The organism is Streptomyces kronopolitis, assembly GCF_050953795.1.
GTDB lineage: Bacteria > Actinomycetota > Actinomycetes > Streptomycetales > Streptomycetaceae > Streptomyces > Streptomyces kronopolitis_A.
This window is the reverse complement of the sequence record NZ_CP191850.1, coordinates 748,635-771,402: the sequence shown is the minus strand read 5'-3', so window position 1 is coordinate 771,402 and position 22,768 is coordinate 748,635. Positions and strand designations below refer to the sequence as shown.

Annotated in this window: 19 protein-coding genes; 10 read left to right on the top strand and 9 right to left on the bottom strand. The window is 72.0% G+C overall.

What is annotated here, in order from left to right; genetic code table 11:
• Nucleotides 1–24: 24 nt before the first annotated feature.
• The 3 genes from ACQP17_RS02955 to ACQP17_RS02945 all read right to left on the bottom strand — a co-directional run bounded on the left by ACQP17_RS02955 (nucleotide 25) and on the right by ACQP17_RS02945 (nucleotide 2,105).
• Nucleotides 25–540, bottom strand: a complete 516-nt coding sequence (locus ACQP17_RS02955) for a hypothetical protein (protein ID WP_433854797.1) — start codon at nucleotides 538–540, stop codon at nucleotides 25–27.
• Entirely contained in the window at nucleotides 537–1,808 is a 1,272-nt protein-coding gene (locus ACQP17_RS02950) for a hypothetical protein (protein ID WP_433854796.1), read from the bottom strand. Before ACQP17_RS02950 ends, ACQP17_RS02955 begins: the two co-directional genes overlap by 4 nt.
• 144 nt (nucleotides 1,809–1,952) lie before the next feature.
• Nucleotides 1,953–2,105 (bottom strand): hypothetical protein, encoded by a 153-nt coding sequence (locus ACQP17_RS02945; RefSeq protein WP_433854795.1) that lies wholly within the window; start codon nucleotides 2,103–2,105, stop codon nucleotides 1,953–1,955.
• 370 nt (nucleotides 2,106–2,475) lie between these two features.
• Between ACQP17_RS02945 and ACQP17_RS02940 the strand changes: the two genes are divergently transcribed.
• Both ACQP17_RS02940 and ACQP17_RS02935 read left to right on the top strand, forming a co-directional pair.
• Nucleotides 2,476–4,185 carry an enoyl-CoA hydratase-related protein gene (locus ACQP17_RS02940; RefSeq protein ID WP_433854794.1) on the top strand — a complete coding sequence of 570 codons (1,710 nt, stop codon included), beginning with the start codon at nucleotides 2,476–2,478 and terminating at the stop codon, nucleotides 4,183–4,185.
• A 135-nt stretch (nucleotides 4,186–4,320) separates the two neighbouring features.
• Nucleotides 4,321–4,749 carry a hypothetical protein gene (locus tag ACQP17_RS02935; RefSeq protein WP_433854793.1) on the top strand — a complete coding sequence of 143 codons (429 nt, stop codon included), beginning with the start codon at nucleotides 4,321–4,323 and terminating at the stop codon, nucleotides 4,747–4,749.
• A 78-nt stretch (nucleotides 4,750–4,827) separates the two neighbouring features.
• On the opposite strand, the gene ACQP17_RS02930 is transcribed toward ACQP17_RS02935, so the two are convergent.
• A complete protein-coding gene (locus tag ACQP17_RS02930; RefSeq protein ID WP_433854792.1) occupies nucleotides 4,828–5,352 on the bottom strand; it encodes a winged helix-turn-helix domain-containing protein in 525 nt (174 codons plus the stop codon).
• An 848-nt stretch (nucleotides 5,353–6,200) separates the two neighbouring features.
• Here ACQP17_RS02930 and ACQP17_RS02925 point away from each other — a divergent pair.
• On the top strand, nucleotides 6,201–7,157 hold the full coding sequence (locus ACQP17_RS02925; RefSeq protein ID WP_433854791.1) for a hypothetical protein: 957 nt from the start codon (nucleotides 6,201–6,203) through the stop codon (nucleotides 7,155–7,157).
• Between the two features lie 259 nt (nucleotides 7,158–7,416).
• Nucleotides 7,417–8,868 carry an amino acid permease gene (locus ACQP17_RS02920; protein WP_433859820.1) on the top strand — a complete coding sequence of 484 codons (1,452 nt, stop codon included), beginning with the start codon at nucleotides 7,417–7,419 and terminating at the stop codon, nucleotides 8,866–8,868.
• A gap of 351 nt (nucleotides 8,869–9,219) precedes the next feature.
• Here the strand turns inward: ACQP17_RS02920 and ACQP17_RS02915 are convergent, their stop codons facing one another.
• The 3 genes from ACQP17_RS02915 to ACQP17_RS02905 form a co-directional block, all read right to left on the bottom strand.
• A complete protein-coding gene (locus ACQP17_RS02915; protein WP_433854790.1) occupies nucleotides 9,220–9,726 on the bottom strand; it encodes a DinB family protein in 507 nt (168 codons plus the stop codon).
• 202 nt (nucleotides 9,727–9,928) lie between these two features.
• Nucleotides 9,929–10,120 (bottom strand): hypothetical protein, encoded by a 192-nt coding sequence (locus ACQP17_RS02910; RefSeq protein ID WP_129247071.1) that lies wholly within the window; start codon nucleotides 10,118–10,120, stop codon nucleotides 9,929–9,931.
• A 111-nt stretch (nucleotides 10,121–10,231) separates the two neighbouring features.
• Nucleotides 10,232–12,652: a SpoIIE family protein phosphatase gene (locus ACQP17_RS02905; protein ID WP_433854789.1), complete on the bottom strand. Its 2,421-nt coding sequence runs from the start codon at nucleotides 12,650–12,652 to the stop codon at nucleotides 10,232–10,234.
• Between the two features lie 208 nt (nucleotides 12,653–12,860).
• On the opposite strand from ACQP17_RS02905, the gene ACQP17_RS02900 reads away from it, so the two are divergent.
• A complete protein-coding gene (locus tag ACQP17_RS02900) occupies nucleotides 12,861–13,580 on the top strand; it encodes a VOC family protein (RefSeq protein WP_433854788.1) in 720 nt (239 codons plus the stop codon).
• A gap of 102 nt (nucleotides 13,581–13,682) precedes the next feature.
• Here ACQP17_RS02900 and ACQP17_RS02895 read toward each other — a convergent pair whose 3' ends face one another.
• Complete coding sequence (locus tag ACQP17_RS02895) at nucleotides 13,683–15,260, bottom strand: S1 family peptidase (protein ID WP_433854787.1); 1,578 nt, start codon at nucleotides 15,258–15,260, stop codon at nucleotides 13,683–13,685.
• Nucleotides 15,261–15,841: 581 nt separating this feature from the next.
• Between ACQP17_RS02895 and tdh the strand changes: the two genes are divergently transcribed.
• The 4 genes from tdh to ACQP17_RS02875 all read left to right on the top strand — a co-directional run bounded on the left by tdh (nucleotide 15,842) and on the right by ACQP17_RS02875 (nucleotide 20,556).
• Nucleotides 15,842–16,870 (top strand): L-threonine 3-dehydrogenase, encoded by a 1,029-nt coding sequence (tdh, locus tag ACQP17_RS02890; protein WP_433854786.1) that lies wholly within the window; start codon nucleotides 15,842–15,844, stop codon nucleotides 16,868–16,870.
• Nucleotides 16,871–16,920: 50 nt separating this feature from the next.
• Nucleotides 16,921–18,114: a glycine C-acetyltransferase gene (locus tag ACQP17_RS02885; protein WP_433854785.1), complete on the top strand. Its 1,194-nt coding sequence runs from the start codon at nucleotides 16,921–16,923 to the stop codon at nucleotides 18,112–18,114.
• A 35-nt stretch (nucleotides 18,115–18,149) separates the two neighbouring features.
• Nucleotides 18,150–19,058, top strand: a complete 909-nt coding sequence (locus ACQP17_RS02880; protein WP_364881425.1) for a LysR family transcriptional regulator — start codon at nucleotides 18,150–18,152, stop codon at nucleotides 19,056–19,058.
• A gap of 151 nt (nucleotides 19,059–19,209) precedes the next feature.
• Nucleotides 19,210–20,556: a chloride channel protein gene (locus ACQP17_RS02875; RefSeq protein ID WP_433854784.1), complete on the top strand. Its 1,347-nt coding sequence runs from the start codon at nucleotides 19,210–19,212 to the stop codon at nucleotides 20,554–20,556.
• Nucleotides 20,557–20,590: 34 nt separating this feature from the next.
• Here the strand turns inward: ACQP17_RS02875 and ACQP17_RS02870 are convergent, their stop codons facing one another.
• Nucleotides 20,591–21,622 carry a PHP domain-containing protein gene (locus ACQP17_RS02870; protein ID WP_433854783.1) on the bottom strand — a complete coding sequence of 344 codons (1,032 nt, stop codon included), beginning with the start codon at nucleotides 21,620–21,622 and terminating at the stop codon, nucleotides 20,591–20,593.
• Between the two features lie 770 nt (nucleotides 21,623–22,392).
• Here ACQP17_RS02870 and ACQP17_RS02865 point away from each other — a divergent pair.
• On the top strand, nucleotides 22,393–22,620 hold the full coding sequence (locus tag ACQP17_RS02865; RefSeq protein ID WP_364881418.1) for a type A2 lantipeptide: 228 nt from the start codon (nucleotides 22,393–22,395) through the stop codon (nucleotides 22,618–22,620).
• Nucleotides 22,621–22,768: the final 148 nt, after the last annotated feature.

Sequence of the window (22,768 nt, the reverse complement as noted above, 5' to 3'; positions counted from 1 at the left end):
CCTTTCGGTTCGCGCCGGCCCGCACTAGGCGGGCGCCGCCATCGGTTCCAGCCCGGCGATCTCATCGAGTGACAGTCCCATCTGCTCGTGGAGGAAGCGCACGATCGTCCAGTGCGGCAGCGCACCCTCGTCGAAGGGACCGAATTCCCGGCAGTACAGCGGGATCCAGCGCAGGGCCTCCTCGACGGCCTGCTCGCGGCCGGGCTCCTGCTGGTAGTCCTCGTAGGCGATGCTGCGGTGCTCGATGAAGAAGCGCCCCGGCAGCCGTTCCTCGCACAGCGCACGGTATTCGCGGGTCTGCAGGATGAGGTAGTGCCAGATCTCGTCGATGTCCTGCTCGACCGGCAGGAACAGGCCTCCCAGCCGGTCGTGGTGCCGGGAGACGAGGTAGAGGTAGCGCAGGCACTCCGTGACCTGGCGCTCCACGAACTCCCGTGGCGCGCCGGTCTTGTCGTCGAAGTACCGCACCACTTCGGTGTGCAGTGCCTCGCCGAGCAGGTCCTTGAGGTCGTCCGCGGAGGTCGGCGGCTGGCCGGTCATGCTTCTCCTGTCCGGGTGGGATCGTCGTCGGAGCCGGTGGTGGTGAGCCAGGCGTACTTGCCCGACTTCCCGATGGGGAGGTGCGCGCGGTGCTCGACGCGACAGCGCCGCCCGGTCAGGGCGCCGATCGCCTCCTCCAGGGCCGCGGCCGCCTCGGGGTCGAGGGGCGTGCCCGGGAAGGTCGTGTACACCAGGCGCGCCTCCGTCCGGCCGGTCAGTTGGAGTTGGTAGACGAAGACGTGCGGTGACGCCTCGGCGACGCAGCGGTCCAGATCGCCCTGCGCGACCGGACCGTGCGGGGTGCTCAGCAATTCCTTCTGGCGGCCGCTGAATTGGGCGATCTTTCCCGGGTCCGGGGTGTCGTCCAGGGTGCGTACACAGTCACCCGAGCGGTACCGGATCAGCGGCATGTAGGGGTTGCGGACACTGGAGACGATCAGCTCGTAGAGGGTGCTGCCGGGAGTCACCGGGTGGAGTTCGACGGTCATCTTGTCGAGGTGCGGCCGGTAGGTGCCGCGGCGGTCGCTGAAGTAGAGATAACCGAGTTCGGTGCTGCCGAACAGATCGATGACCGGGCAGGCGAAGTGCTGGTGCAGGAAGCGCCGGACGTTCGCGGGGGTGTACTCGTAGGCGTGGATGATGCTGGCGGGCGGCGGGAAGTCGTCCCACAGCCCCCATTCTCCGACCTTCCGCAGCAGATGCGCCAGGTGATAACCGGAGCAGTCGAGGTGGTACCAGCCGCGTGGATGCGCCTGCCGGGCGTCCTGGATCTCCTTGAGCATCCGCTCGACCTCCGCGCGCTCCCAGAGCGCCGGGTCGAGCCGCAGATTGAGGTAGCAGGTCCGTTCGTCGAGCCACCGGTCGTCGAGGACCGGTACCGCCTCCGGCGCGGTGCCGCGGCGTGCGGCGTTGACCCGGGCGACGTGTTCGGTGGCCAGCACCGTGGTCAGGGAGACCCGCCGGCAGCCCGCGTCCCAGGTGTGGCCGATGTCGGGGTGGGTGCGCCACAGCCCGTAGTACGAGTGCAGCAGGAAATACGGGGGGCGGATGATCTGCATCCGGGCGTGATGGGTGCCGGTGGACAGCACGAATTCCGCGTCTCCGGATTCCAGCGCCGCGGCGAGCCGGGGAGTCATCCAGTTGTCGGGGAAGCCGCGGGCGATTTCCGGCTTGTCGAGTACGGGGAAGTGGCCCTTCGCCAGCGATTCGCGGTAGATCGGTATGTCGCGGATCTGCTCGATGACCTCGGGGGTCGGCTGCCCGTCCATGGAATCCTCGTCTTTTTCCGGAAGGTGGTGCCCCGCAGGGCGTTCGGGCGGGTCCAAAACGGCGGCGGTGCCCGGGAGCGGCCGTTCTGCCGGCGGCGGAGGATTTCCCGCCGGCCCGCTCCCGGGCACCTCGGTGGCGCGGGGTCAGGAAATACAGCCGGCCTTGGGCGCGGCGCTGATGCAGCCGGACTTCGGGGCCGCGCTGATGCAGCCGTTCTTCGCCGCCTGAGCGGAGTTGGCGGCCAGCCAGTTCTGCCAGACGCCGTCCTGGGCCATCTTCTTGATGAGCTGCTCCACGGGAACCTCCGGTGTGAGTGGGATGACGCACCGGTGCAGGCGGTGACCTGCGCCGATGCCGACGCCACCGAAGGTAAAAGTATGACCAAGTGAATGTCAATGAAGGGCAATGCCGCTGGCCGGGGAGGGGGGTGCGCTGCGCCAACTTTGGCGGGAATGCGTCGAGATGATCACCAGGGGAACTAGATGACGAGCCGTCAGGTAGCGGTGTCCCGGCACGCACCGGAGTGCCCGCTGGTGCCTCGCATTGCGCCGCACGGCGCACGTCGATCGGGTGACCCGGGCGCGCGCCCGGCGCCCTGCGGCAGCGGGCGGGGAACGCTCACCAGCAGCCACCCGCCCGCCGTTTCCAGCCCCAGGGGAGTCTGCCGTGCGCATCCTGCTCATCGCCGGCGCGTTCAACAGCCTGACGCAGCGCGTGTACGCCGAGCTCGGCGACCGCGGTCACCAGGTGGGCGTCGAGCTGGTGACCCGGGAGACGCCGCTCGCCGAGGTCGTCCGCCACCGCCGCCCCGACCTGATCGTGGCGCCGATGCTCACGACGGCGATCCCGCGCGAGGTGTGGTCCGCCCTGCCCTGTCTGATCGTGCACCCCGGCCCCGTCGGCGACCGGGGGCCGTCCTCGGTGGACTGGGCGGTGCAGCTGGGCGCGGACCGCTGGGGCGTCACCGTCCTCCAGGCCAACGACGAGATGGACGCCGGCGACATCTGGGCCGCCGCCGACTGCCCCGTGCCCCCGGTGGCCAAGAGCGACCTGTATCGGAACGAGATCGCCGATGCCGCCGTCGAGGCGGTCCTGACCGCCGTCGCCCGGGTCGCGTCCGGCACCCACCGCCCCCAGCCGCAGGCCACCCTGCCCGCCACCGCGAGAACCGGCCGCCCCCGGCCGCCCCTGCGCCAGGAATCCCGGCGGATCGACTGGCACCGCGCCACCACCGACACCGTCGTGCGCACCCTGCGCGCCGCCGACTCCCGGCCCGGGGTACGCGACGAACTGCTCGGCGAGCCCTGGTATCTGCACGGCGGCCACCCCGAGGACACCCTGACCGGCCGGCCCGGTGAGCTGCTCGCCACCCGCTGCGGCGCGATCTGCCGGGCGACGGCCGACGGCGCGGTGTGGATCCCCGAACTGCGCCCGCCCCGCGCCCCGGGGAAGCCCGGCACCGTCAAGCTGCCCGCCACCCTCGCGCTGGGCGACCGCCTCCCGCCGCTCCCCGAGCTCCCGGCCCCACCCGGCCCCGGCGACGGCCGGCGCACCTGGTCCGACATCCGCTACCGCGAGGACGGCCCGGCCGGTTTCCTGGAGTTCTCCTTCCCCGGCGGCGCGATGAGCACCGACCACTGCCGGCGTCTGCTCGCGGCCTACCGCCACGCCTGCACCCGGCCGACGTCCGTCCTGGTCCTCGGCGGCCGCCGGGACTTCTTCTCCAACGGCATCCACCTGAACGTCATCGAGGCCGCCGACGACCCCGCCGCGGAATCCTGGGCCAACCTCAACGCCATGGACGACCTGGTGCACGCCGTCCTGACCACCACCGACCGGCTGGTGGTCGCCGCGCTCGGCGGCAACGCCGCGGCCGGCGGGGCGATGCTGGCCCTCGCCGCGGACGAGGTGTGGTGCCGCTCCTCCGTGGTGCTCAACCCGCACTACCGGCTGATGGGGCTCCACGGCTCGGAATTCTGGACCTACACCCTGCCGCGCCGCGCCGGTGCCGAGGTCGCCGAGCAGCTCACCACCCGCGCGCTGCCGCTCACCGCGGCGACCGGGGCGCGGCTCGGGCTGGTCGACCGGATCCTCGACTGCGCCGCGCAGGACTTCGCCGCGCAGACCACCCGCCTCGCCGTCCGGCTGGCGTCGGCGGCCCCGGTCCACGCCCGGATCGCCGCCAAGAAGGCCGACCGGGAGCGCGACGAGGCACAGCGACCGCTCGCCGCCTACCGGGCGGACGAACTGGCGCGGATGCACCGCGTCTTCTTCGACCCGGAGCAGCCCTATCACGCTCTGCGCCGGGCCTTCGTGCGCAAGGAGCCGGCCGCTACCCCCGCGCATCTGAACTCCGGTGAGCCCGCCGGGACATGAGGTGATATGCCCCGACCTTTTCGGCGAGCACCGAAATGCCTCGCCGCTGGGTCCGGCCCCCGTCAGGGTGGAGCCCGAGCGCGGGCAGCCGTCCGGGCTCGCACCGACGGAACATCTCCGGGGGAAGGACTCCACATGATCCGCAGGATCTTCGCCGCCGCCCTGACGGGCGCCGCGGCCGCGGCACTCGCCCTGTCCGGCACGGCCGTTGCCGCCACCCGGGCCGATCTCGGCCCGGTCGCACCGTCGGCCCACGGCCCGGCCGCGGCCCGCCACGACGCCCGGCACACCCTGCCCGCCCTGGCCAACGCCTGCTGGCACAGCGGCAGTCACTGGTGGTGCAACAACAGAAGCGGGGCACCCGTCTACCAGCCGGGCACCCTCACGGTCGTCGGCTACATGAACTCCAACCCGTCCTGGTTCGTCTGCCGCAGCGACAACGGCGGGCACGTGGGCGGCCCGCACCCGAACCGGTGGGAGTGGACCCAGGCCGACAACGGGGCGTGGGGCTGGATGAAGGACACCGACATCGCCAGCGAGACCAACCCACTGCCGGTCTGCTGACGACGGCCCGGGGGCCGGTGGCCGACACCCGTCGGCCACCGGCCCCCGGGTGTGTCCGTGTGCCGCCCGGCCGCCGGACTACGGCGTGGGCTGGTACTTGTAACCGATGCCGAACACGGTGGTGATGGCATCGCGCGGGCCGGGCCCCAGCCGCCGGCGCACCCGCGCGATGTGGACGTCGACCGTACGGTTGCTGGACTGGCAGCTGGGCCACACGGCGGCCATCAGCTGCTCCCGGGTGAAGGTGCGGCGGGGATGCCGTACGAGGTGCGCCAGGAGGTCGAACTCCAGCCGCGGCAGCTCCAGCTGACGGTCCCGGGCGTAGACGGTCCGGGCCGCGGTGTCGATCCGGATCGGCTCCGGGCGCGGCGGGTCGGCCGGCTCGGCTTCGTGCTCCTCGCGCGCCGGCGCCAGGATGATGTGGACCTCGTCCGACGGCATCCGGTGCACCGATACGGGCTCCAGTGCGCGCAGGGTCAGCTGCCACGTGCCGTCGGGCAGCCGGTCGACCGCCAGCGGCGGCTCGTCACCCGGCCCGCCCGCGGGCGGCTGCCCGGGGCCGGCGTCCTGTCGTAACGCAAGCGGGGTCGTCGAGGAGTTCATAAACATGATCTGGGCCCATTCCTCTTGCAAAGCAGGCGTGTACGGACACACATGGCGGTGCTCGACGTTCAGGGGTGCTGAGGCGACGCGGCGATCACGAAGCGGTCCGGCGGTGCGGCGACCGGGCGCTTCCGCGGTGGGTGCGCCGGCGGGGAGGATCGCTCCGTACATGCCCGCACCCCGGCCGTGACGTGGTGCGAAGCCACGGCCTTCGGTCCGGATGAACGCTACATGTGATCGAGTGGTTCCGGAAAGTAGCTACCGCGAATTCGGTTGCTCTTGAGCCGACTTTGTGTTTGCCGGATGTCAACGCGGCTGACGGGTCGCCCCGTTGAGCCCGTGCGATCCGCCGTGCCGCCCCGTACCGCGTGGTGGGGAGGGCAGTGCGGGGCCGGGCGGGGTCCGCGGGCGGCCGTCGGGCCGGTTCCGTTCGTGCCATCTTCCGGGGCCGCCGGGGAGGTGAGGGGTTCGCCGGAGGGGGTGAAGTCGGTCGCGCCGGGGCCGAACTGCACGGTGTCGCCTTGCGTCAGCAGATACGGAGGAGTAATCGGCAGCGATGTTCAGTTGTGGAGATCTCGTGAACATCCGAATATGCCAAACAAATGGCGCGCAGCTCACGGGGTGTCAAAAAAGAGAGCCCCGGGAGACCGTCCGACAAGTTGTTCTCTTTTCAATTTCCTCACAGACTAAAAGGTGCGGAACCAGATATTCCAGGCGGCTTGTTTTCGCGGGGAGTTGAGGGTGAGTAGGGTGTGGCCGCTGTCACTTGACCGGTGACGGCGGTCCAGCTGAATTCGGCGCGGCTGGAATGCGATGGGGGGAGACGCCTTCGTGACCGGGAGGGGACCATGGCGGCCGGCTCATTCGAGGGACAGTACGTGTGGAGTCCAGCAGCCAATGACCGGGCGCTGGCGCACGCGTGTATGGATGTCAGAACCGGACGGTATCTGAGCGCGGGCGAGGTCCTGCGGGAAGCCCGCGAGGATTTCGAGGTGCGGGCCCACCGCTCGCTGGTGCTGGCGTCCGTGGCCGCCGACTCCGACCTGGCGGAACGCTGGCTGGCCGAGGAGCCGGGCCCGGATGCGGCGCTGCTCTGGGCCCGGGTGGCGATGCTCCGCGCGCTGCGCATGGCCGACGCCGGCGACCGGCGGCAGGGCGCCCTGACGCGGATAGCGCAGACGGCGTGCGAGCGGGCCGCGAAGCTGCTGCCCCAGGACCCCACCCCGTGGGTCGCCCAGCTGGCGCTGTCCCGTCTGGACCGCCCCCGGGACCCGGCTCCGCAGGGGCTGCTGACCGCGCCGGCCGGGCCCTGGTACCTCTTCGCCCACATCCTGCGGCTGGCCCCCTGGCACCGCGAGGCACACCACCGCTTCCTGTCGTTCTTCTTCACCCGCTACGGCGGTTCGTCGAGCGCGAGCTGGGACGTCGCCGCCTTCTTGAGCCAGCGGGCCCCGGCCACCTCGGCGCTGCGGCTGCTGCCGCTGGTGGCCCTGGTCGAGGACTACAACCCGTCCGCGCTGCTCGCGGACCGCACCTGGGAGCAGCCCCAGTGGATCACCACCGCGATGGGCATCTACCGCAACTGGTTCCCGCGGGCCGCCGATTACCGCTTCACGCCGGTGCTGGACCTGGCGTATCTGGCACACGCGCTGTTCATGGCGAATCGCGAGTTCGAGGCGCGGGAAGTCCTCACGGCCATGGGGCCCTACGCCTCCCGTATGCCCTGGAGCGCATTCGGTGATCCCGAGGAGCAATTGACCAAGGCCAGACGTTCCTGCGGACTTCCCGTGCCGCACGACGGCTGACGCGCAAACCGACCTGAAAATCCGACGTGCAGATTCTACGTGCAGATTCGACGTGCAAAGCCTTTCCGGCGCCGCCCGGTTAACCGCCGCGCGAGGCCTCCCCATTCTGCTCCATCCGTTCGATCAGCTCACTTCGACCCCATTCCCTCCGGTACCCCAGAAAGGTGCGGTTGTGTCCGAGCGTATGTCCCCAGCTCGCTCGAAAACCCCCCACGCGGCCGATTCCGTCACCCTCGACGATGACGCCACGCTCCACGCCATGGGCTATCCGCGGAAACTCACCCGCAGATTCCGTGCGTTCGACAATTTCGCGATCTCCTTCACCATTATCAACATCATCTCCGGGATCTTCTCCTCCTTCGGCTTCGGGATGAACGCCGGCGGGCCGCGGGTGCTGATCCTCGGCTGGATCGGCGTCTCGGTCATGGTGCTGTTCGTCGGCGCCGCGATGGGCGAGATCGCCTCCGCCTACCCGACCAGCGGCGCGCTCTACTTCTCCGCCGGCAAGCTGGCCAAGCGCCACCAGGGGGCCTGGTCCTGGTACACGGGCTGGCTGAACTTCGTCGGCCAGGTCGGCGGCACCGCCGCCACCAACTTCGCCGCCGCCACCTTCATCCAGGCGTTCCTCGCGATGCAGTGGCCGGACTACCACCCGATGCCGCAGGAAACGGTGGCCATCACCGCGGTCATCCTTCTCCTCCAGGCACTGGCCAATGCCTATACGGTGCAGCTGGTCGCGGTGGTGAACCGCATTTCCGTGTGGTGGCTGCTGGTCGGCATGGTGGTGATCGTCGGCGCGCTGACGGTGATACCCGACCAGCATCAACCACCGTCGTTCGCACTGCACTTCGTCAACAACACCGGCTTCACGCATGCGGTGTACGGCGGAATGCTCGGCCTGCTCGTCACCAGCTGGACCTTCACGGGATTCGACGGCAGTTTCCACATGTCCGAAGAAACGGTGAAGGCGACGGTCAACGCGCCCCGGGGCATCATGCGGGCGATCAGCTACTCCGCGCTCACCGGACTGATCCTCATGCTCGCGCTGGTGTACGCGATCCGTGACTACGGGCACGCCGCGAAGGCCGAAGCGCCGCCGGTGCAGATTCTCATCGACGCGCTGGGACAGGGCACCGCGAAGTTCCTGCTGTTGATCGTTATCGGGGCCATGCTGTTCTGCGGACTGGCCAACATGACCAGCAATACCCGGCAGATCTTCGCCTTCTCCCGCGACGGCGCGATGCCCGGCTCCCGCTGGTGGCATTCGGTCTCCGCGCGCACCCGCACCCCCGTCAAGGCCGTCTGGCTCGCCGCGGCATGCCCCCTGGTGCTGGTGCTGCCCGGCTGGTGGTCCCACACCGCCTTCACCGCCGTGGTGAGCGTCAACGTCGTCGGGCTGTTCCTCGCCTACGCCGTGCCCATCTTCCTGCGGCTGCGGCTCGACGACTTCCAGGCCGGGCCGTGGAACCTCGGGCGCTACGGCAAGCCCGTCGCGGCGATCGCGGTGGCCTGGATCCTGATCAGCAATGTGCTGTTCATGCTGCCGCAGGCGTCCCCGATCACCCCCGCCTCGTTCAACTACGCGCCGCTCGCGCTGGCCGTGGTGCTGCTCATCGCCACCGTCTGGTGGTTCGCCACCGCCCGGCGGCGCTTCCAGGGGCCGGTCAGCTACGGCCGCCCCGACGAGGTCGCCGCGATGGACCTCATCTAGCCCCGGATGTAAGGGCAGACGGGCCGGCGGCATCCTGCCCCGGCCCGTCTCGCGCACCGCCCCCGCTCACCCGCCCCGGACCCACCGGAAGGGACGGCCACCCGGCATGCCCGCACTCGGCGACGCCCCGGCCCCGCAGCACGGCACCGGCGAACTCACCGTCACCACCGCCACGTTGGACGACCGGCACCAGGTGGCCCGCTGGGGCGCCGACGAGGAGTGGAACCCCGGACGCGGCGACACCGCCTGCTTCCACCCCACCGACCCCGCCGGCTTCTTCGTGGGCCGTCGCGCCGGACGGACAGCGCACCTTCGCGCTCACCGGCCCGGAACTCGGGTAGGGCCGCCCGGTCAGGCGCCCACCGTGCCGTCGATGGCCTCCCGCAGGAAGTCCGCATGGCCGTTGTGGCGGGCGTACTCGTGGATCAGATGCAGCATCACCAGCCGCAGCGAGACGTGCTCGCCCCAGCGGGGCTGGTAGCCCGTGACGTCGAGGGAGGCGGCCGCCCGCTCGATCCGGCGGGCGTGCGCCACCTCGGTCTGCCAGGCCTCGAAGGCCTCGGCGCGGGTGGCCGTGCCGGCGTCGTACGCCACCTGGTAGTCCCCGTCCGCCGACCAGACGAGCGGGAGGTCCTCACCGTTGATCACCCGTCGGAACCAGCTGCGTTCCACCTCGGCCATGTGCCGCACCAGACCGAGCAGGGAGAGCGTGGACGGCGGGCTCGACCGGCGCCGCAGGTCCTCGTCGCCGAGGCCGTCGGTCTTCATGACGAGGGTGGCCCGCTGGAAGTCCAGGAAGGAGCGCAGGGTCTCCCGCTCGCCGGCGCGTAGGGGCGGGGCGGGGCGTTCGGTGGTCATGGAGGGATCCCTTCCACGGCGTACCCGGGCAGGGCACCGCGGGTGGAGGGATCTTTCCGGGTGCCGCACGCCGCCGCAAGGCGTTTTCCGCGGCCCCCGGGCAAGGAAGAGCCGGGCGGCCCGCTCCCGGGGACGGTGCGCCGTGGCACCCCCACCGTGAACGGGCCGCCCGGCTGCTCCCGGGAGGCTCAGCCGCCGGCCGTCACGGCAGGTAGCGCTCGATGGCGCCGGGGCCCTCCTCGGCGATCAGGCGCCTGGCCCATTCCAGGCTCGCGGGGGTGGGTTCGCGACCGGAGGCCTTCACCAGATCCTCCGGGTCGTAGGGCCGCTCGCTACCGGTGTACAGCTCGGCCGGCCGCCGCTCGGCCGACTTCTCCCTGCCATTGGTCGTCACAGGTCCTCCTCTGTCCGCGCCCGCCGGGTCGCCGGGACCTCGCTTGGTTCCATGATGGGACCGCCTCTGCCCACCCGCACGGTGTGCGCCGGGCCGATCCGGCCCGGCCGGTCAGCCGTCGGGCCGCGGAGCGCCCGGATACCGCGGCGGAAACGCCTGCTCGGTCCAGATCGTCTTGCCGTCCGGCGTGTAGCGCGTACCCCAGCGCTGCACCAGCTGCGCGACGATGAACAGCCCGCGCCCGCCCTCGTCGTCGCTGGCGCTGTAGCGCAGGTGGGGCGAGGTGTGGCCGGTATCCGAGACCTCGGTCAGCAGGGTCCGGTCGCGCAGCAGCCGCAGGTGCAGCGGCCCGGACGCGTGCCGTACGGCGTTGGTGACCAGCTCGCTGACCACGAGCTGGGTCGTGTACGCCAGCTCCTCCAGGCCCCACTCGGTCAGCTGCCCGGTGGCCAGCTCACGGGCCCGGCCCACCGCGGTGGGCTCCGCGGGCAGCTCCCAGGCCGCGACCTGCCGGGCGTCCAGCTCACGGGTGCGCACCAGCAGCAGCGCGGAGTCGTCGGCCGCCGGACCGTCCGGCAGCAGCTCGGCCAGCGCGTGGTCGCAGAGCTCGTCCAGCGGCCGGTCGTGCGCGCTCAGCACCCGGCCCAGGATCTCCAGGCCTTCGTCCACGTCCCGGTTGCGGGCCTCCACCAGCCCGTCCGTGAACAGGGCGATCAGGCTGCCGGCCGGCAGCTCGATCTCCAGGGACTCGAACGGCAGGCCGCCCAGGCCCAGCGGCGGGCCCTCCGGCAGATCCGGGAAGGACAGGCCGCCCTCCGGGGTCACGACGGCCGGCGGCAGATGACCGGCCCGCGCGAGGGTGCAACGCCGTGACACCGGGTCGTAGACGGCGTACAGGCAGGTCACGCCGATGGTCACATCGTCCGTGCCGTCCTCGTCGGCGACCGTGGCGACCCCGTCGTCGGTGGTCGGTCCCACCAGGTCGTCCAGCCGGCTCAGCAGCTCGTCGGGGGAGAGGTCCAGCCGGGCCAGGGCGCGCACCGTCGTCCGCAGCCGGCCCATGGTCGCCGCGGCCTGCAGACCGTGCCCGACCACGTCCCCGACGACCAGCCCGACCCGGGTGCCCGACAGACCGATCACGTCGAACCAGTCGCCGCCGACCCCGGCCCGGTCGTCGCTGGGCAGATAGCGGTAGGCCAGCTCGACGGCGGACTGCGCCGGCAGATGCTGCGGCAGCAGATTGCGCTGGAGGGTCAGCGCGGCCTTGTGCTCCCGGGCGAAGCGGCGGGCGTTGTCCAGGCACACCGCGGTGCGGATGACCAGTTCGTCGGCGAGTTCGGTCTCCTCGGTGTCGAAGAGCGACTGCCGGGTGTCCCGCAGGAAGGTGACCAGCCCCATCGCGGTGCCGCCGGCCCGCAGCGGCACGACCAGGGTGCCCTCCTCGCGCACCAGCCCGCCCGAGGACAGGCTGCGGTACTGGAGCGAACCGGGCGGGTACTCCACGCGGTGCGGGGCGACGGGCGGGGCGTCCGGTGCGCCGCGGACGGAGCGGGCCGAGCGGGCGGCCACCCGCATCAGGGTGGGCACGCCGCCGTCGCCCGTCCCCGGCTCCTCACCGTCCAGGACGCACGCCACCAGGTCGACGGTCACCAGGGAGGCGAAGTCCGGGACCGCCACCTCGGTGATCTCGCGCGCGGTGACGGTCATGTCGAGCGTGGTGCCGATCCGGGCACCCGCCTCCACCAGCAGGTTCAGCCGGCGTTGTGCCTGGTAGCGGTCGGTGATGTCGAAGGCGTCCTCGCAGATGCCCAGCACCTGGCCACGGGCGTTCTGCAGCCGGTAGTAGGAGCAGGACCAGACGTGGTCGGTGCCCGGGTCGGAGGGCAGCTGGCCGACGAGGTGCAGATCGAGGACCGCCTCACCGGTCTGGATGACCTGGTGCATCACCCCGTCGAGGGTGCGCGGATAGCCGTCGGTCATGAACTCGGCGTCCGGGTACAGCTCATCGGCCCGGGCACCGAGGAAATCCCGCAGCGGCAGCCCGACCTCGCGGATGTAGGCGGTGTTCGCCCAGGTCAGGCGCAACTCCGTGTCGTAGATGCCCAGGCTCACCGGGGACTGGGTGGCCAGACCGTGCAGCATCGCCTGGCGGGACTCCCACCACCGGTGGGCGCCCAGGTCGGCCGCCACCAGCACCCGGGCCGGCAGCGTGCCCGCGCCGTCGGGCACTTTGGCCAGCGGGCAGATGGCCACGGCCATCCGCAGCAGCCGGCCGTCGCGGTGCCGCACCGCCCGTGACTGGCTGCTGCGCAACGCGGCGTCCGGCGACTGCTCGGCCCAGGCGTCGCCGGCCGGCACCAGCGTCTCCAGATGGTGGCCGAGGATCTCCTCGGGGAGGTATCCCAGCAGATCCTGGGCGGCCGGACTCCACCCGATGACTGTGTCCTGGGCATCCAGAACCGCTGTGGCCGCCCTGGTGACGTCGAGGGGACCACGGAAGTCGGCACTCTCCGCCGCGTTCCATGCGTTCATGGCATCAACCCAGCCCGGTTCAGTACCTACAGCATCGAGCCGGATGAAGACCGGCACAACCGCGCTGCCGTAACCGGCTGCGCCCTTGGTGCGGCGGTGCCCCGTCGCTGGCAGAGTGGAACGGGGTGGTCAGCGACAGGAGGCAGATGTGAGGTCGGCCCGTGGCCCCGTCACCGCGGTACGCGGCGCTCCGTGCTGGGTCAGCCTGATGACACACGACCTGGAGGCCGCCCAGAAGTTCTACTCCGCGGTGCTGGGCTGGCGGTTTCGCCCGGCCAGCCTCGGTGAGGAGTTCTGCGTGGCGATCGCCGGCGGGGAGCCGGTGGCCGGCATCGGGGCCCTCGCCCAGAACTTCCAGGTCGCGGTGGCCTGGACGTCGTATTTCGCGGTGGAGGACGCCGACGACATCGCGGGCCGGATCCGTGAGCGCGGGGCGACGGTCGCCGTCGGCCCGCTCAAGCTCGGCCCCGGCCGCGCCGCGCTGGCCGCCGACCGCGACGGTGCCGCCTTCGGCTTCTGGGAAGGCCAGACCATGGCCTGGTCGGTGGGCCGCGGCAACGCGCCCGCCTGCCTGGAACTGCGCACCCGTGACGCCTTCGCCGCCGCCATCTTCTACGCGGAGGTCTTCGACTGGGCCTCCGGCGAACCGGGCGGCTGCGATGTGACCTACGAACACGACCAGGTGATCGTCCGCGACGGCACCCACACCGTCGCCACCCTGCGCGGTGGTGGGGTCGAGGCGGCGCCGGATCCGCGGGTGCGGCCCCGCTGGCACGTCCACTTCCCGGTCGGCGACGTCGAGAAGGTGGCGGCCGACGCGGTGGCGGCCGGCGGGACGGTCACGCCCGTGACACCGACCGAGGCGGGGGGCAGCCAGGCCGTCGTCCGCGACCCCGACGGCGGCTTCTTCACGGTCACTTCGCCCTAGAACCTCTCCGCGAAGCCCCCGGCCGCGCCGCGGCGCGCCCCGGCCCCGCGCCCCTTCGCGACGGAAGGGGGCGGGGCCGGGACACGACAGGCCGTGCGGTGGTCAGTTCAGGCCGTCACCGCCGGCCGCACCGGGGTCGTCGCTGCCACCGGCTCCCTGGTCCTGGGCACCGGTACCGGGGTCCTGGGCACCCGTGCCCGGGTCCTGCGCTCCCGTACCGGGGTCCTGCGCACCGGCTCCCGGGTCGTCCGCTCCCGTGCCCGGGTCCTGCGACCCCGCGCCGGCGCTTCCGGCACCGGCGTTTCCCGCTCCCGCGTCGCCCGCACCGCCGGCACCCGCCGCACCGCCCGCGCCGTTGTCGCCGCCGGCGCCGTTGTCACCGCCGCCTCCGGCTCCGCCGTCGCCGATCTCGGCCCCGGTGGCCTTGAGCGCGTCGGTCACCGGCTGGAAGAAGGTCTCGCCGCCCTGGGTGCAGTCGCCGCTGCCGCCCGAGGTGAGGCCGACCGCCGAGTCACCGGAGAACATCGAGCCGCCGCTGTCGCCGGGCTCCGCGCAGACATCCGTCTGTATCAGGCCGTTGACGATGTCGCCGTTGCCGTAATTCACCGTCGCGTCCAGGCCGGTGACGGTGCCGTCGTGGACGCCGGTGGTGCTGCCCGAGCGCTGCACCTTCATGCCCACGGCGGCCTCCGCCGCCTTGGAGATCTTCTGGGTGCTGCCGTTGCCCAGGTCGACCGAGCTCTCCGGCTTGGCGCCGGCGTCGTCGTACTTGACCAGCGCGAAGTCGGTCTTGGGGAACTTGGAGTCGGCGACCGTGCCCAGCGGCTGGCCGCCGCCCTGGTCGGCCGTCCAGGTCTTGGAGTCGTTGCCGCAGTGACCCGCCGTCAGGAAGGCGGGTGCGCCCTTGACCGTGACGTTGAAGCCCAGTGAGCAGCGGGCGTTGCCGCCGAAGATGGCGCTGCCGCCGACCGGTCCCGCGGCCTGTCCGCCGCCGTCCCCGGCACCGCCCGCGCCGCCGCCACCACCGGATGCCGCGGCGCCACCCGACGAGTCGTCACCGGCACCGCCGGCTCCCGCGTCGCCCGCTCCGCCGGCCCCGGCGTCACCCGCGCCGCCCGCGGCCTGCCCGGCGTCGCCGCCGGCCGCGCTCCCCGCCGCCCCGGCCTCTCCTCCGTCGTACCGCTTGAACTCACCCTGCGAGCGCTTCACGGTGACCATGCCGGCGCCCATGCCGCCGGTGGTCTTGCTCAGCCTGGCCATCTTCGCGCCGGTGACCGTTCTGTCGGCGACCACCACGATCTTGTTGGTCTTCGGGTCGATCGACCACGCGGTGCCGGGGATCGAGGCATCGGTGCGCAGCGTCTTCGCGCCGGCCTTCAGCGCGGTCATGCTGTTGTGCACGACCTTGGCGACCGCGCCCTTCGCCGTGACGCTCGCGGCGTCGTCCTTCGACAGGACGTTCATGACCAGATGGCCGTTGACGCCGTCCAGGTACCACCCGGCGGACTGGTCGCCGAGGTCGGCCTTCAGGGACGTGGCCAGCGCGGTGGCCGAGTGGGCGCTGAGCGTCTTCGGGGCCGCCGGCTGATCCGTGCTCGCGTTTGCGTTGGGGAGCAGGATCGCTGCGCCCGCGATCGCGGCCGCAGCGGCGCCGGCGAGGGCACCGGTCCGCTTGTTCACATGTCGGTGGCTCAATTCACTGACCTCCAGGGACGCACAGGAACCAGGCACACGGGGACCGGGGTGCGTCGCATCGGCGCCCGTGTGGTTGCACTCAGTCCTACGTAGCGCCGTGCACCCCCGTCTCACGGCCACTCACGCTGTGATGAATTCCGACGCTTGCGGGGGCGAACGTTTACACTCCCGGGCTCCGCACGGCCGACCGACGCCGCGCGCCGGCCAGGCCGACCAGCCCCGCCGCCCACCGTCGGCCCACGCCGTCCGGCCGTCCGGAGCAGTCCGTCGCCCGCCGTCCGGGTGGTTCCCCGAAGGGCCGCGCCGCTCCCCGGTCGGGCCGGGGAGCGGCGCGAGCGCACCTTTTTGACCTGCGCATGACGATTTCGATGGCCGATTTCCTGCGGTTTCCCGGAGCCTTGTGACCCCTGTGACCCCTGGAAACAGCGGGGCGTAAAGGGCAGCTGTGACCGCGCTTAAGAAAACCTCGATGGACCCGGCGGCCGAGGTAGGGAAGATTTCCTGACGAAGATCGGGCGGCCGCGGCGGGCCCCCGGCAGGTCACACTCAGGTACGGGAGCCGATCCGTGAAGGCACTGGTCAAGCAGAAAGCAGAGCCGGGGCTCTGGCTCATGGACGTGCCGGAACCGGTCATCGGCCCGGGCGAGGTGTTGATAAAGGTCCTGCGCACCGGCATCTGCGGCACGGATCTGCACATCCGCGCCTGGGACGGCTGGGCCCGGAAGTCCATCGACACCCCGCTGACGATCGGCCACGAGTTCGTCGGCGAGGTGGTGGAGACCGGCCGCGACGTGGCCGACATCAAGACCGGCGACCTGGTCAGCGGCGAGGGGCACCTGGTCTGCGGAAAGTGCCGCAACTGTCTGGCCGGCCGCCGCCACCTGTGCCGCTCCACCATCGGCCTCGGCGTCGGCCGCGACGGCGCCTTCGCCGAACTGGTGGCGCTGCCCGCGAGCAATGTCTGGGTGCACCGGGTCCCCGTCGACCTCGACATCGCCGCCGTCTTCGACCCGTTCGGCAACGCCGTGCACACCGCGCTGTCGTTCCCGCTGGTCGGCGAGGACGTGCTGATCACCGGCGCCGGACCGATCGGCATCATGGCCGCGGCCGTCGCCCGGCACGCCGGCGCCCGCAACGTCATGATCACGGACGTCAGCGAGCCGCGCCTGGCCCTGGCCCGCAAGGTCGGCGTCAGCCTGGCCCTCAACGTCGCCGAGACCACGATCGCCGAGGGCCAGCGCGCGCTCGGCCTGCGCGAGGGCTTCGACATCGGACTGGAGATGTCCGGCCGCCCCGAGGCGATGCGCGACATGATCGCGAACATGACGCACGGCGGCCGGATCGCCGTCCTCGGCCTGCCCGCCGAGCAGTTCCCGGTCGACTGGGCCCGGATCGTCACCTCCATGATCACGATCAAGGGCATCTACGGCCGGGAGATGTTCGAGACCTGGTACGCGATGTCCGTGCTGCTCGAAGGCGGTCTCGACCTCGCGCCCGTGATCACCGGCCGCTACCCGTACCAGGACTTCGACGCCGCCTTCGACGACGCCGCCAGCGGCCAGAGCGGCAAGATCATCCTCGACTGGACCAGCTGACCCGCCGCACCGGCCCGCCCGTCCCACCCCAACTCCAGGAGAAATCCCTGATGTTCGACTCCGTACGCGAGGAACTGCGCGGCACCCTCGAGGAGATCCGCGCCGCCGGACTGCACAAGCCCGAGCGCGTCATCGGCACCCCGCAGTCCGCCACCGTGGCGGTCACCGCGGGAGGCAACCCCGGCGAGGTCCTCAACTTCTGCGCCAACAACTACCTCGGCCTCGCCGACCACCCCGAGATCGTCGCGGCCGCGCACGAGGCGCTCGACCGCTGGGGCTACGGCCTCGCCTCGGTCCGCTTCATCTGCGGTACCCAGGAGGTCCACAAGGAGCTGGAGCAGCGCATCTCCGGCTTCCTCGGCCAGGAGGACACGATCCTCTACTCCTCCTGCTTCGACGCCAACGGCGGCGTGTTCGAGACCCTGCTCGGCCCGGACGACGCGGTCATCTCCGACGCCCTCAACCACGCCTCGATCATCGACGGCATCCGCCTGTCCAAGGCCCGCCGCTTCCGCTACGCCAACCGCGACATGGCCGACCTGGAGCGCCAGCTGAAGGAGGCCGGGAGCGCCGGCCGCAAGCTGGTCGTCACCGACGGCGTCTTCTCCATGGACGGCTACGTGGCCCCGCTGCGCGAGATCTGCGACCTGGCCGAGCAGTACGGCGCGATGGTGATGGTCGACGACTCGCACGCCGTCGGCTTCGTCGGCCCCGGCGGCCGCGGCACCCCCGAACTGCACGGCGTGATGGACCGCGTCGACATCATCACCGGCACCCTCGGCAAGGCCCTCGGCGGCGCCTCCGGCGGCTATGTCGCGGCCCGCGCCGAGATCGTCGCCCTGCTGCGCCAGCGCTCGCGCCCCTACCTCTTCTCCAACTCGCTCGCCCCGGTGATCGCCGCCGCCTCGCTGAAGGTCCTCGACCTGCTGGAGTCGGCCGGTGAGCTGCGCGAGCAGCTGCGCGACAACACCGCGCTGTTCCGTTCCCGGATGACCGCGGAGGGCTTCGACGTCCTCCCCGGCGACCACGCCATCGCCCCCGTCATGATCGGCGACGCGGCCGAGGCGGCCCGGATGGCGGAGCTGCTCCTGGAGCGCGGGGTGTACGTCATCGGCTTCTCCTACCCCGTGGTCCCGCAGGGCCAGGCCCGGATCCGGGTCCAGCTGTCCGCCGCGCACTCCACCGAGGACGTCAACCGCGCGGTCGACGCGTTCGTCGACGCGAGGGCCGCGCTCGGCGGCTGAGGCGGCACCCGGTCGGCTCCTGCGAAACTGGAAGCATGATCGAAGCACGACGGCTGCACATCCTGCGTGCGGTGGCCGACCACCGTACGGTCACCGCCGCGGCCGCCGCGCTCTACCTCACCCCCTCGGCGGTCTCCCAGCAGCTGGCCGCCCTGGAGCAGGAGACCGGCCACCGACTGGTGGAGCGCAGCGCCCGCGGCGTCCGGCTGACCGCCGCGGGCGACATCCTGCTCACCCACGCCAACGCCGTCCTGGCCCAGCTGGAGCGCGCCGAGTCCGAGCTCGCCGCCTACGGCTCGGGCGAGGCCGGCACGGTGACCGTCGCGGCCTTCGCCACCGGTATCGGCCTGGTCGTCGCGCCCGCCCTGACCGCGCTGGCCCGTACCGCCCCCGGCATCCGGGTCCGCGTCCAGGACGCCGAGGGCGACGCCAGCCTGCTGATGGTCCTCGACCGGCAGGTCGATGTGGCGGTGGCCGTGGAGTACCGCGGCGCGCCCCGCGCCGACGACCCGCGGCTGACCCGCGTCCCGCTCTACGCCGAGCCGTTCGACGCGGTACTGCCGCCCGGCCACCGGCTCGCCGACGCGGCACAGGTGGCCGTCGCCGACCTGGCGGCCGACGACTGGATCGGCCCCTACCCGGGCAACCCCTGCCATGACGTGGTCGTCCTGGCCTGCGAATACGCCGGTTTCGAGCCACGGCTGGAGCACTCCTCCGACGACTTCCGCGCGGTCGTCTCGCTCGCCTCGGCCGCGGCGGGGGTGGCCCTCGTGCCCCGCTCGGCCCTGCGCGACATGGACCTCACGGGTGTGGTGGTCCGTCCCGTCGACGGGGTGGCCCCCACCCGGCGGGTCTTCGCCGCGGTACGCCGCGGAGCCGGCGAGCATCCGCTGCTCCGACCGGTCCTGGCCGCGCTGCGGGAGGCGGCGGAGGCGCAGGGCTGACGGAGCCGCCGCCTCCCGCGCCGCCCGCCGCCCGTCCCGAAACCCGCCCGGCCGCGCCGGAGATGCCGGCCCCCGCCGGCCGTGGCAGGCTCGTCACGGCGGCGGCCCGGGCGGGCGCCGGGGCAGCCCCGGTTCCGAGGAGGCGAGGCGCATGTCGGTCGGTCCGACCGGCCCAGCGGCCACCGTGCCGCAGGACCCGTACGCGCCGGTGCGCGACCGCGGATACCTCAAGCTCCTGCTGGTGGCGGCGGTGGTCGGCTTCCCGGTCTGCGCGGTCGCCTTCGGCTTCCTCGCGCTGGTCCACGCCCTGGAACCGCTGCTCTACACCGACCTCCCGCGGGCGCTCGGCTTCGCCGGCACCCCGCTCTGGTGGCCCGTCCCGCTGCTCGTGGTGGCGGGCCTGCTGGTCGGACTGACCATCCGTCATCTGCCGGGCGAGGGCGGTCACGAGCCCGCCGACGGGCTGGCGCTGCGCGGCGCGCCCCCGCTCTCCGCGCTACCCGGTGTCGTGCTCGCCGCCCTGGCCTCCCTCAGCTTCGGTGCGGTGCTCGGCCCGGAGGCGCCGCTGATCGCCCTGGGCGGCGGCCTGGCCCTGGGCGCCGTACGGCTGCTGAACCGGGGGATGCCCGACCGGGCGGCCGCCGCCGTGGGCGCCGCCGGCAGCTTCGCCGCGGTCAGCGCACTCCTCGGCTCCCCGCTGCTGGGCGCGTTCCTCCTGATGGAGGTCTCGGGGCTGGGCGGGCCGATGCTGGGGATCGTGCTGGTGCCCGGGCTGCTCGCGGCCGGCATCGGTGCGCTCGTCTTCACCGGGCTGGGGGACTGGACGGGTCTGGGGACGTACTCGCTGGCGTTGCACGACGTCCCCAAGGCCGCCGGACCGACGATCCCGGAGTTCGGCTGGGCCCTGGTCATCGGGGTGCTCGCGGCGTTCGCGGCGACCGGCGTCCGGCGGGCCGCGGTGTTCCTCCAGGGCCGTGTCGTCCGCCATCGGGTGCCGGCGACGATGCTGATGGGACTGGTGGTGGGCGCCCTGGCGGTGGCGTTCGCCGCGGCCACCGGCAAGTCGGCCACCGAGATGCTCTATTCGGGCCAGTCGGCGCTGGGCTCGCTGTTCCGCGACAGCACCGGCTACACGGTGGCGGCACTGCTGCTGCTGATCCTGTGCAAGGGCCTGGCGTACTGCGTGTCGCTGAGCGCCTTCCGGGGCGGCCCGATCTTTCCCGCGCTCTTCCTGGGCGCGGCGGGCGGGGTGGCGCTCTCCCATCTGCCCGGGCTGTCGCTGACCGCGGCCTTCGCGATGGGTGTCGGGGCGATGGGGGTGGCCATGCTCAAGCTCCCGATGACCTCGGTGCTGCTGGCCACCCTGCTGCTGGGCGGCAGCGGACTGACCGTGATGCCGCTGGTCATCGTCGCCGTGGTCGTCGCCTATGTGGTGGCGCTGCGGCTCACCCCGGCCGCCGCCGAGCCGCCCGCGCGGCCCGCGCCCGCGTCCGCCTGATCCCGCGTCAGGGGCCGCTTGATCCCGTGTCCGTTCACCGGCGCGGGGTCCGGCCGGTCTCGGTCCAGGTGGCCAGCTGCCGCTGCGTCCAGGTGGTGATGATCCGGTCCGCCGGGACGTCGCACTCCTCGGCACGGGCGCAGCCGTAGATCTGCCAGTCCAGCTGGCCGGGGGCGTGCGCGTCGCTGTCGATCGCGAACAGACAGCCCGCCGCCAGCGCCTGACGGAGCAGCCGGCGCGGGGGATCGAAGCGGTCGGGCCGGCAGTTGATCTCCACAGCGGTGCGGTGCTCGGCACAGGCCGCGAAGACCTCTCCGGCGTCGAAGGCGGACTCCGGGCGCAGCTTGCCGGTGATCTGCCGCCCGGTGCAGTGACCGAGGACGTCCACCAGGGGATTGCGGACCGCGGCGAGCAGCCGCTCGGTCATCGGGCCCCGGTCCATCCGCAGTTTGGAGTGCACCGAGGCCACCACGACATCGAGCCGCGCCAGCAACTCCGGCTCCTGGTCGAGCGAGCCGTCGTCGAGGATGTCGCACTCGATCCCGGTCAGCAGCCGGAACGGCGCCAGCCGCTCGTTCACCTCCGCCACCAGTGCCAGCTGCGCGCGCAGCCGCTCGGCGGTCAGCCCGCGGGCGACGGTGAGCCGGGGGGAGTGGTCGGTCAGCACGCACCACTCGTGACCGAGGTCGCGGGCGGTACGGGCCATCGCCTCGATGGGGCTGCCGCCGTCCGACCAGTCCGAGTGCAGATGGCAGTCTCCGCGCAGCGCCCGCCGCAGCCGCTGCCCCGGATCCCCGTCGACCAACGGACCGCCCGCCTCGTCCTCCAGGTCCGACAGATATGCGGGCCGCACGCCCGCGAGCGCCTCCTCGACCACCCGGGTGGTCTTCGGGCCCAGCCCCTTGACCCGGCCCAGTGCGCCGCCGTGGGCGCGCCGCCGTACCTCGTCGGGCGGCAGCGCGCCGATGACCGCCGCGGCCGTGCGGAACGCCTGGACGCGGTAGGGCACCGCCCCCTGCCGCTCCAGCAGGAACGCGATCCGCTCCAGCGCCTCGACGGGCTCCACGCACGGCTCCTTCCCGGGGCGCCGGCCCCGCAGCGTCCTTTCACGGTGCCCCAGCCCCCGGGCGGCTGCCACCGGGGTGGGGCGGGGCGGCCGGGGGCGGTGGGACCGGGGCGGCCGGGGGCGCCGGTTCGATGCCACACCGTTATGCGGTTATGTCCGTTCTCCGGTCACTCGATCCATTTCCATGCGAATAGCATGGGGAGAGTGCGGATGATTCCCTTCCATACGTTCCGCACGCGCAATACCGCTCAACAAGTCCGGGCGAATCGGGCGCAGTTCATGCCCGTGCAACATTCGCGGCGGCCGGCGAGTGGTGTGCGCACGCGTTCTGCGGTGCCGACGCGGCCGCGTGCCGTAAAAACTGGCGGGTCTTCAAGGAATCTGCACAGCGAATGCGCAGTCGGCACAGCCTCTCCCGCACCGCGTCACCACGCTGACCTGCGGGTAAGCGGGTTGGGGCGGTAATGTCCCGTTCGTCGAACGGGCAAATGTCCGCGCGCCGAAAAGGAAACGGGCGAGGATGTGAAGAAGCTGCCACCAAGTCATGGACGTGCGTGCACGTCAGGTAATTCAACGGAGCCTCGGCGTCCGGATCTGCGGTCCGCCGATTAGCAGCGCAACCTGCCCGCGTGCTTTGATCCTTCGCACTGCGGGAGTCACACCATCGGTTCCCGATTTCGGGTACCCGACTACCGCTGCCGCGCCCGGACCACCCCACCGGACGGTACGGACGCAGCTTTTTTAGAGTTATTCATCCGAAGGGAAACATCATGAACTCCACCCCCCAGGTTCAGACCCAGGAAATCTCCGACAGCGACCTGGACAACGTGTCCGGTGGCCTCCTCGGCGGCGTGGTCGGCACCGCCACCAGCACCGTTGACCACATCGCCCCGGTCTCCGGCACCGTCGGCTCCGTGACCGGCCTGGTCGACGGCGCCACCGGCGTCAACACCTCCGGCGTTGTGGGCACCGCGACCGGCCTGGTCGCCGGTCTCTGAGCCCCTTCTGTGCCGCTAGCGGCACAGCCGGCTCAAGGTGACAACGGCAGGTCGGCGTCCCCTCCTTGCCGACATGCCGCGACGGGTGCCCCGGAACCGCCAGGCCCAGCCCGGCCCCGGGGCATCCGGCAGTCGCCGTCTGACAGTC

Excerpts from the sequence above, each read along its gene's own strand:
- ACQP17_RS02875 (WP_433854784.1), top strand. The coding sequence starts at position 19,210 with ATGTCGGTCGGTCCGACCGGCCCAGCGGCCACCGTGCCGCAGGACCCG.
- ACQP17_RS02950 (WP_433854796.1), bottom strand. The coding sequence starts at position 1,808 with ATGGACGGGCAGCCGACCCCCGAGGTCATCGAGCAGATCCGCGACATA.
- ACQP17_RS02930 (WP_433854792.1), bottom strand. The coding sequence starts at position 5,352 with ATGAACTCCTCGACGACCCCGCTTGCGTTACGACAGGACGCCGGCCCC.
- ACQP17_RS02915 (WP_433854790.1), bottom strand. The coding sequence starts at position 9,726 with ATGACCACCGAACGCCCCGCCCCGCCCCTACGCGCCGGCGAGCGGGAG.
- ACQP17_RS02935 (WP_433854793.1), top strand. The coding sequence starts at position 4,321 with ATGATCCGCAGGATCTTCGCCGCCGCCCTGACGGGCGCCGCGGCCGCG.
- ACQP17_RS02925 (WP_433854791.1), top strand. The coding sequence starts at position 6,201 with ATGGCGGCCGGCTCATTCGAGGGACAGTACGTGTGGAGTCCAGCAGCC.
- ACQP17_RS02920 (WP_433859820.1), top strand. The coding sequence starts at position 7,417 with ATGGGCTATCCGCGGAAACTCACCCGCAGATTCCGTGCGTTCGACAAT.
- ACQP17_RS02905 (WP_433854789.1), bottom strand. The coding sequence starts at position 12,652 with ATGAACGCATGGAACGCGGCGGAGAGTGCCGACTTCCGTGGTCCCCTC.
- ACQP17_RS02885 (WP_433854785.1), top strand. The coding sequence starts at position 16,921 with ATGTTCGACTCCGTACGCGAGGAACTGCGCGGCACCCTCGAGGAGATC.
- ACQP17_RS02880 (WP_364881425.1), top strand. The coding sequence starts at position 18,150 with ATGATCGAAGCACGACGGCTGCACATCCTGCGTGCGGTGGCCGACCAC.
- ACQP17_RS02900 (WP_433854788.1), top strand. The coding sequence starts at position 12,861 with ATGACACACGACCTGGAGGCCGCCCAGAAGTTCTACTCCGCGGTGCTG.
- ACQP17_RS02955 (WP_433854797.1), bottom strand. The coding sequence starts at position 540 with ATGACCGGCCAGCCGCCGACCTCCGCGGACGACCTCAAGGACCTGCTC.
- ACQP17_RS02865 (WP_364881418.1), top strand. The coding sequence starts at position 22,393 with ATGAACTCCACCCCCCAGGTTCAGACCCAGGAAATCTCCGACAGCGAC.